Raw genomic sequence first — 7,913 nt, 5'->3', positions numbered from 1 at the left:
TAGGGCTGTCTCACTAACGGGGAAGTGGACAGTCGGAAGGGGGGGACTTCTTCATGCAGAATCCCCCAGCGCCTAACTTACGGAAAATTCTATTTTGATCACCGCTTTTTTGGAGGGAGTTACACCCGATCGCACCCCGAATCATTAACCTACTGAAAGGTCGCAGCTAGTCGATAAATACTTTTAGGAACGGCCCTCACAAACATACACCAATAAAAAAGGGAGCTTCCGCTCCCTTTTAAAAAAACAACACTATCGAATATCCACATCTTCCCCTAATTCCGCCTCCAACGTAAAATTCAAAGTGCAATTTGTTCCGAGCTCCCCTCCTTCCATATCCAGGACAGATGAAACTGAGTTAATGGCTGAATTCGAACTCCCTCCATTATTGAAATTCACATCAACGGTAAATGGAGAGCCACACACATTGAGCCCGATCCCCGACAGGCTTATAGGAATAGTTACAGATGGGTCAGTAGGTAGCGTTGTATCAGGAATAAATCCATTCCAAGGAAACTTTATCCCCTCAAAAACAGGGCAAATTAAACCTTCCAATCTAAACGCGTTGACTTCGACAACAACAACACCGATAGTTTCTTGGAAACTAACATCGACAACCGTGTCACAGCGAAAAGTTGGAAGCCCGTCTCGACAAAAAAATGATTCGCCTGTAAAAGTCGCATGAGCCTCAGGGAAACTAACCCCTCCTTGATACAAGCCAGCCCAAGAAGTGGACTCCAAGCAGACCAAACCGATCACTATTGCGATATTCCTTTTCATTTCTTAACTCCCAAAAAAAGCCCGCTTTACGCGGTTTTTTTAAACATATGCCCCGTCCTGAATAGAGTTGACACGTTCCAGCCCTGATTGTGGGAGAACGTGATGAATCAAAGGGTTAAGCGCACGCAGCGGGATTACACCCTGGCCTTTAAACAGGCGGTGGTGGACGAGGTGGAGCGCGGTGAGCTGACCTATAAGCAGGCCCAGGCCCGCCACGGTATTCAGGGCCGCTCGACGGTACTAAAGTGATTACGTCGATATGGCGACCAGGACTGGCGTCCTGGCACCTCCCACCGTGCGAGCCGGAGCCCTACCGTGCCGAAGTCCCCACCTACCCCCGAACAGCGAATCAAGGAGCTTGAAGAGAAGCTGCGGTTGGCCGAACAGAAGGCCGAGTTCTTCGAAGCCGTTGTCGATGTCATGGAGAAGGACTACGGGGTGACGGAAAAAAAAGCGGCCCGGCAAGTCCTCACGCAAAGACGCGTTGCCGGATTGACCGTCAGCAGGGCCTATCATCTCCTGGGCATCCGCCACCAGGCCTGGTAGCGGAGCGTGCCAGGGAGGCTCGTGAGCAGCGGGTGGTGGACTTTGTCCAGGCGATTCGCCGCTGCCAGCCTCGCATTGGCGCTCGCAAGCTGCATTACCTTCTCCATGAGCAACCGGACCGGGCTCTCCACCTTGGGCGTGATCACCTGTTCCAAGTGCTTCGGGTGCGGCGTCTACTGGTACCCCGGCGGCGGCCTACCACAAGACCACGCACAGCCATCACCGCTTCCGGCATCACCCGAACCTGCTCAAGCCGGGCCCGGGAGCAAGTGGTTGCCAGCCGGCCGAATCAGGTCTGGGTGGCCGATATCACCTGCCTGCCGACGCGCTCTGGAATGAGCTACGTGAGTCTGGTCACGGGTGCCTACTCCCGCAAAATCGTGGGCCATCATGTGCATGAGAGCCTGCGCAGCGAGGATGTGGAACAGGCGTTGCGCAAGGCTCTGCGGGAGCGTCCGGGAAGCCTGCCCCTGATCCACCACTCTGATCGAGGCGCTCAGTACTGCTGCGACAGCTACCAGGCGTTGCACCAGCAGCACGGCATCTAATGCTCGATGACCGACGGCTACGACTGCTATCAAAACGCCCTGGCGGAGCGGGTGAACGGCATCCTGAAGACGGAGTTCTTGCTGGTACGACCGGGGAACCTGGAGCAGGCCCGCACGATGGTTGATGAGTCGGTGGAGATTTATAACCGGGAGCGGCCTCATCTGGCCCTGAAATACAAAACGCCCGATGCGGTGCATCGGGCGTTCTGAGACGAAATAGGTATCAACCTATTCCAGGACTAGACAATACTTCAGTTTGTTTTATTACAGACCATCATCGTAAACATCGATATCGTCGGCCATATCGGTGACGGACAACGTACCGCTTACAGAGCAGTTGGAGCCCAACGCTGCGCCGGCAAAGGTGAAAGAGGAAGGCTCCACGTTCGGAACAGCACCCGCGGTCGGGCCATTGGTAAACGTTGTATCCACACTGAACGGGCCACCACACAGGTTCACACTGACACCATTAAAGGTCACCGGAACCGGTACGTTGGACGCCGCTGCGGTGGGAGCTGCGGATTCGGGAACTGATGCAGTCCACGGGAAGTTCTGCAAAGCGACGGTTCCGCACAGGAAACTGCCAGTTACATCACCACCCGTTACTTCAATATCCGCGCCAGTAGCAGTGCGGGTAATCGTGCCGTCAAGAGACAGAGTACAGGTCAGGCTGGGCAGGCCAGTACGGGTCAGAACCGTGGTGCCTGCGAAAGTCGCGCTGGCAGAGCTCACCACAACACCGCCCTGGTAACCATTTACAGCCGCCTGAGCACTGGCAGCCCCCATCAGAGCCGCACCGCCGATCGCCATGATCAAAGCTTTCTTCATATTCTTCATGATCAATTCCTCATTAGTCCATATTTTGGGTTGGTGGCAAGTCGTTACTGCTTCCTTTGGCTTGCCGTGGCCGGTACCGGTCGCTGTGTTGCCCCCCGTACCGACTGACTATGAGGTTACAACGGTGCACAGTTGTGTCTTAAGTTGATCTTTCGAAATCCGCCATTTATCGTTCAGTTACATTTTAAAGGCGCTCTTAAATCAATCACTTAGCATCAGTTACCTGTCCCCCTTTTGCTTCCCGGAAAGGCGCTAAAAGGCCAAGGTCCGGGCAAAAAAGATACATTTATGTTGTAAAGGTTTACCTACCGCCAAAACACCACAAGCTTATTAACTTGCTGTTTTTTATGAAAATCTGAAACAAGGTTCCGAAACACGAGCCCCAAAAAGCGTGCGCGAAGCGTTGGCATTTTACGAACGGAGGATGGAAAAGACGTGCCCCCGCTCATCGAGCGGGGGAAGCGCTGAAAAGCTCAGGATTTCCGGCTTCGAGGGCGGGTCCGGTTACGTGATGTAACCGTCTTGGATGCCTTGCTGATGGCGGATTGGGTGAACATATCATCACCGATGGGCTGGCTGCGGCGCAGCGCCAGTTCGATATGGCGCCACTCCTGCTCGCTCTGACCTTGCCGCATCAGCAGGCGGTAGCTTTCCCGCCGTTCTTCATCGGTACGGCCAAGCGCCAGGTAATCAGCGTGGGGATCGAGGCAATAAGGTTCCGCCCTGCCCATGCGTTCCCGGTAGCTGGACCAGCGGTAACTGGCCACGTGCACCGCTTCTCCCAGCATCACCGCCTGCAGTTCGATGCCGCGTACGGCGGCAAGAAACCAATAGCCGGTTTGTACCGGGGAGGACCGGTAGCGGCCTTCCCACAGGCTGCCGTTCTGTTGGCGCCGCCGGTTACGGTGGCGTGTGGTGCGCAGGGAAAGTGCTTTCATGAATTCCGGCAGGGCCTCGGGATCGGGACCCGGATCCAGTAACAGATGCACCTGGTTGCTGAGCAGACACCAGGCGTAGATACGTACGCCCAGTTCCTCTCTCAGCTCGCGCATGTCGCGCAGGTATTTGCGGAAATCCCCATCGGTGTGGAATACCGTTTGACCACGGAATCCCTGCTGCATGACGTGATGTGGATGCCCTGGAAGAATCAACCGCCCGCTCCGTGGCATGGTCGTCCCCTTTTTTCGCTGTTATTTTTTTCCGAGGCCGACGGATTTTAATCCGCCGGTGCAGTCATTCACTTTGAAACGAGCGATTGATTTTGTCCAGGGTTTCTGTCCCCTTTTTTTGTAATGCAGGCCAGGGGGTCGGGGCCGTGGACCATTGGTGTTCCATAAATTCAAAAGCGCCGGACGCCAGACGCCAGATGCTTGACGCTTAACCCCCAAGCGGACCGGTTTGAGCTGACGCAAAGACCAGTTGCGTAGCCGCGGTACCTGTGGTGACAGGGTTTTAATGTTAGCGTCAAGCGTCTGGCGCCATTCCAAACTGTGGGACACCAATGGTCCACGGACCGCGACACCCAAACATCATGCCAATTCGCTTAATATCTCCGCCGCCATTTTGTAAGAACGCAAACGGGCGTCGTGGTCAAATATGCCGGAAGTAATGATGACCTCATCCACTTGGGTTTTATCGAGAAATTCCCGCAACCCTTCGGTGACCGTGGATTTATCGCCGACCATGGAACAGCGCAGCGCCTGTTCCACGCCCGCCCGCTCCAGCGGCGACCAGAATGCATCCATGTTTTCCAGCGGCGGCGGCAGCGGCCCAGGGCGGCCGCGGCGCAGGTTGGTGAACTGCTGCTGCACCGAGGTAAACAGCCCCTGAGCTTCACGGTTGTCGTCCGCACCGTAGACGCCGATACCCGCCGCGGCGTAAGGCTTGTCCAGGTAGCGTGACGGCTCGAAGCGGTCGCGGTAGATCGCCAGGGCGTCGTGCAGGGCTTCCGGCGCGAAGTGGGAGGCGAACGCGAATGGCAGGCCGAGACGAGCCGCCAGTTGCGCGCTGAACAGGCTGGAACCCAGCAGCCACACCGGCACCTTGGTGCCCACGCCGGGGATCGCCTTGACCCGCTGTTCCGGGTCCGGGTCATCCAGATAGGCCATCAGTTCCTGCACGTCCTGGGGGAATTCCATGGCGCTGGATTGCAGGTCGCGACGCAAGGCGCGGGCGGTTTCCATGTCGGTGCCCGGCGCCCGGCCCAGTCCCAGGTCGATGCGGCCGGGGTGCAGGGACGCGAGGGTGCCGAACTGCTCCGCCACCACCAGCGGCGCATGGTTGGGCAACATGATGCCGCCGGAACCGACCCGGATGCGTTGAGTGCCAGCGGCAATGTGGGCGATCACCACGGCGGTGGCGGAGCTGGCCACACCGGGCATGTTGTGATGCTCCGCCACCCAATAGCGGGTGTAGCCCCACTGCTCGGCGTGGCGGGCCAGATCCAGGGAATGGCGAAACGATTGGGTGGGATCCCCGCCACGCAGGATGGGACAGAGATCCAGAACGGAATAGGCCGTCATATCAACTCCCGAACGAACAAACGATGGGCAAAGAGATGGGGCAGTTGGCGGCAAAAGTCAAAGGAAAGCCAGGCGCGGCGGGCCGAGGCCATAGGAATGGGCAAGGATCGGCGATGAAGTCGCAAGCCGTCTCGCCACGGATAAGACGACGGAGCGGCCGTGGGAAGCTGACTTGCCAGCGAATTGCCAACAGCGGGGCAAGCCATTCGCGGCCAAGGCCGCTCCCACAGCGGCTTCGTAGCGCAATCCATGGGAGTCAGCCCGCTGGCGGATCGCGGACCGGCGTCAGGCGCCGTTAAGCAAGCGTTTCAGGATCTGGTCCTTGAGGTGCAGCCGATGGCGTTTCAGCGCTTCCATTTCGTCGTCGCCGATGGGGCTTTCGCGCAGTTCCAGGCCACGAATCTGTTTATCGAGTTTATCGTGTTCCTGGATTTGGGAGCGGAACCCCGGATCGCCGCGGGCCAGGTCGTCGATCCGGGCGTGGTGTTCGGGAAATTCGTGGTGAATGCTGTGTATCTCGCCAAGCATGTCGGTCCCTCATCAACGGGCGGTCGCAAGGACGGGCGGGTCTCTCCAACGCTAACCCAGGGCCCGGAGCCTGTCGAGAGGTCCGGAAGCCCCTGAAAAACGTCATGCCGGACTTGATCCGGCATCCCCCGTTACTAAGTGCCCCCCTCCGGAGGGAGATCCCGGGTCAAGCCCGGGATGACGCGGTATTCTCCAGAGGCTCGCTAGAACCCCCGGGCGGTCTTGATCATTTCGTAGGCCTTGCTGATTTCCGCGGTTTTTTCCGTGGCCATGCGGATCATTTCCTCCGGCACGCCGCGAGCCGCCAGCTTATCCGGGTGATGCTGGCTCATCAGTTTGCGGTAGGCTCGCTTGATCTCCTGATTGGAGGCGGAAGGCTCCACCCCCAGCACGCCGTAGGCCTCATTGATGGAGGGGCGGCTGGCGCCGGGCTGGCCGCTTCCGGCACCACCAGCGCCGCCGCCGGCTCCGGCGAAGCGGGCCTGAGCCAACAGCATGTTGAGGATCTGACGGAACTGGTCCGGCGGCACCCCGAGCCCGTTGGCCACCCGGATCAGAATCCGTTCTTCCTCCGGTTTCAGTTCTCCGTCCGCCAGGCAGGTCTGCAGCAGGATTTCCAGGAACACCAGCACCAGATGGCGGCGCTGACGAATGCGCTGCCGGAACTCCGTCACGGTGGCGTCCAGGGGAAAGTCCGCCGCCTTCCCCCGGTTGAAGCAGTCGATAGCGTGACGGCGCTGTTCCGGATTCAATTGCATGCGCGCCATCACGGCTTCGGCGTGCTGGATCTCGGTGCGACTGACCTGACCATCGGCCTTGGCCAAATGCCCCATGATCGAGAACACCGCCGACATCAGCGCATCCTGTACTTGCTCCTTCTCGCCGGGCCGATAGGGCCGGAACGGGTTGAACGATTGCACCCGCTCCACGCCACGGTCCAGGAAATGTCCGATCAGCACGCCCACCGCCAAGCCGATAGGGCCACCCACCAACATGCCGAGCAGCCCGACGATGATCTTGCCACCCCAACTTCTCATAAAGACTCGCTTGCTCCTGCCCTTTGTGAAAAAGCCGGTGACGAACGCTCACCGGCTCCAGTGGATACGGCCCGCGATTAAGCCGGCAGCCAACCCAGGCTGTCCAGGGTGTGTCCCAAAGGCCGGTATTCGGCGCTGACCCAACCCTGATAGCCAATATCGTCCAGACGCGCGAACAGCGTCGCCAGCGGCATCTCGCCGCTGCCCGGTTGATGACGGCCAGGCGCGTCGGCGAACTGCACATGCCCTATATGGGGCCGCAACCGGGAAAGGGAAGCCGCCACTGCCTCCCCCATCACCCAGGCGTGGTAAAGATCGTACTGCAGGCGCAAATTGGGCCGGTCCGCCGCCGTGATCGCGGCCAGCGCCTGGTCGCTGGTGGCGAGAAAGAATCCGGGGATATCCACCCGGGTGTTGATCGGCTCCACGGTCACTTCCCTGCCCTGCTCCGCCAGTCGGTCGGCGGCGTAGCGTAAATTGTGGACCAGCGTTTCGAAGCAGTGTTCCGGATCAGCGCCGGCGGCGGGAATACCGGCCAGGCAATTGACCCGAGGACAGTCCAGCGCTTCGGTATAAACCAGGGCCCGTGCAACGCCATCGCGGAATTCCGCTTCCCGGTCGGGCAAGGCGGCCAGACCACGGTCGCCAGCGCCCCAGTCCCCCGCCGGCAAATTGAACAGCACCTGCCGCAGATCGTGCTCGCGCAGACACTCCGCCAGCACCGTCGGTGCCCATTCATAGGGAAACAGACACTCCACGCCCTTGAAGCCCGCCTCGGCGGCGGCGGCGTAGCGCTCCAGAAACGGCAATTCGGTGAACAGTAAAGTCAGATTGGCGGCGAAACGGGGCATGCGGGGATTCCCAGACCAAGGCGCCGCCATAGGTTACCCGATCCCACCGCCCCCACAAACAAAACCCGCCCCGTGTAGACCGGACTTCCGTGGGAAGCTTGCTTGCAAGCGAATGGGATTCTCTCGAGCGCTTGGCAATATTCGCTTGCAAGCAAGCTTCCCACAGCGGCTTCGTGACCCGGCTCCGTGGGAAGCTGCCGGGGCAGCGAATTGTGTTCACCGCCGTTGGCTCATTCGCTTGCGAGCAAGCTTCCCACAGCGGCT

The 7,913-nt window shown here is 59.1% G+C and carries 7 protein-coding genes and 1 pseudogene; 1 reads left to right on the top strand and 7 read right to left on the bottom strand.

Annotated elements, in window-relative coordinates; all coding sequences use genetic code 11:
- Nucleotides 1-252: 252 nt before the first annotated feature.
- Complete coding sequence (locus A6D6_RS21120; RefSeq protein WP_159661796.1) at nucleotides 253-780, bottom strand: hypothetical protein; 528 nt, start codon at nucleotides 778-780, stop codon at nucleotides 253-255.
- A gap of 102 nt (nucleotides 781-882) precedes the next feature.
- Between A6D6_RS21120 and A6D6_RS21115 the strand changes: the two are divergent.
- Nucleotides 883-2,084, top strand: a pseudogene (locus A6D6_RS21115) (IS3 family transposase).
- 54 nt (nucleotides 2,085-2,138) lie between these two features.
- Here A6D6_RS21115 and A6D6_RS21110 read toward each other — a convergent pair.
- The 6 genes from A6D6_RS21110 to otnI all read right to left on the bottom strand — a co-directional run bounded on the left by A6D6_RS21110 (nucleotide 2,139) and on the right by otnI (nucleotide 7,649).
- Nucleotides 2,139-2,711 (bottom strand): PraA/PraB family alkane oxidation protein activator, encoded by a 573-nt coding sequence (locus A6D6_RS21110; RefSeq protein WP_026949751.1) that lies wholly within the window; start codon nucleotides 2,709-2,711, stop codon nucleotides 2,139-2,141.
- Between the two features lie 473 nt (nucleotides 2,712-3,184).
- Nucleotides 3,185-3,880, bottom strand: a complete 696-nt coding sequence (locus A6D6_RS21105; RefSeq protein ID WP_159661795.1) for a transposase — start codon at nucleotides 3,878-3,880, stop codon at nucleotides 3,185-3,187.
- 360 nt (nucleotides 3,881-4,240) lie between these two features.
- Nucleotides 4,241-5,233, bottom strand: coding sequence for an LLM class flavin-dependent oxidoreductase (locus tag A6D6_RS21100; RefSeq protein WP_159661794.1), 993 nt, complete (start codon nucleotides 5,231-5,233; stop codon nucleotides 4,241-4,243).
- Between the two features lie 285 nt (nucleotides 5,234-5,518).
- On the bottom strand, nucleotides 5,519-5,761 hold the full coding sequence (locus tag A6D6_RS21095; protein WP_080531123.1) for an HP1242/YdcH family protein: 243 nt from the start codon (nucleotides 5,759-5,761) through the stop codon (nucleotides 5,519-5,521).
- 203 nt (nucleotides 5,762-5,964) lie between these two features.
- Nucleotides 5,965-6,798 carry a co-chaperone DjlA gene (gene djlA, locus A6D6_RS21090; protein WP_133493062.1) on the bottom strand — a complete coding sequence of 278 codons (834 nt, stop codon included), beginning with the start codon at nucleotides 6,796-6,798 and terminating at the stop codon, nucleotides 5,965-5,967.
- A gap of 77 nt (nucleotides 6,799-6,875) precedes the next feature.
- Nucleotides 6,876-7,649: a 2-oxo-tetronate isomerase gene (gene otnI / locus A6D6_RS21085; protein ID WP_159661793.1), complete on the bottom strand. Its 774-nt coding sequence runs from the start codon at nucleotides 7,647-7,649 to the stop codon at nucleotides 6,876-6,878.
- Nucleotides 7,650-7,913: the final 264 nt, after the last annotated feature.

This window comes from Alcanivorax xiamenensis, assembly GCF_009846745.1.
Lineage (GTDB): Bacteria > Pseudomonadota > Gammaproteobacteria > Pseudomonadales > Alcanivoracaceae > Alloalcanivorax > Alloalcanivorax xiamenensis.
The sequence above is the reverse complement of the archived record's forward strand: the minus strand, read 5'-3'. Positions and strand labels throughout refer to the sequence as shown.

What these genes read in the sequence shown, in the direction of transcription:
- otnI (WP_159661793.1), bottom strand. Translation starts at nt 7,649, where the DNA reads ATGCCCCGTTTCGCCGCCAATCTGACTTTACTGTTCACCGAATTGCCG.
- djlA (WP_133493062.1), bottom strand. Translation starts at nt 6,798, where the DNA reads ATGAGAAGTTGGGGTGGCAAGATCATCGTCGGGCTGCTCGGCATGTTG.
- A6D6_RS21120 (WP_159661796.1), bottom strand. Translation starts at nt 780, where the DNA reads ATGAAAAGGAATATCGCAATAGTGATCGGTTTGGTCTGCTTGGAGTCC.
- A6D6_RS21095 (WP_080531123.1), bottom strand. Translation starts at nt 5,761, where the DNA reads ATGCTTGGCGAGATACACAGCATTCACCACGAATTTCCCGAACACCAC.
- A6D6_RS21100 (WP_159661794.1), bottom strand. Translation starts at nt 5,233, where the DNA reads ATGACGGCCTATTCCGTTCTGGATCTCTGTCCCATCCTGCGTGGCGGG.
- A6D6_RS21105 (WP_159661795.1), bottom strand. Translation starts at nt 3,880, where the DNA reads ATGCCACGGAGCGGGCGGTTGATTCTTCCAGGGCATCCACATCACGTC.
- A6D6_RS21110 (WP_026949751.1), bottom strand. Translation starts at nt 2,711, where the DNA reads ATGAAGAATATGAAGAAAGCTTTGATCATGGCGATCGGCGGTGCGGCT.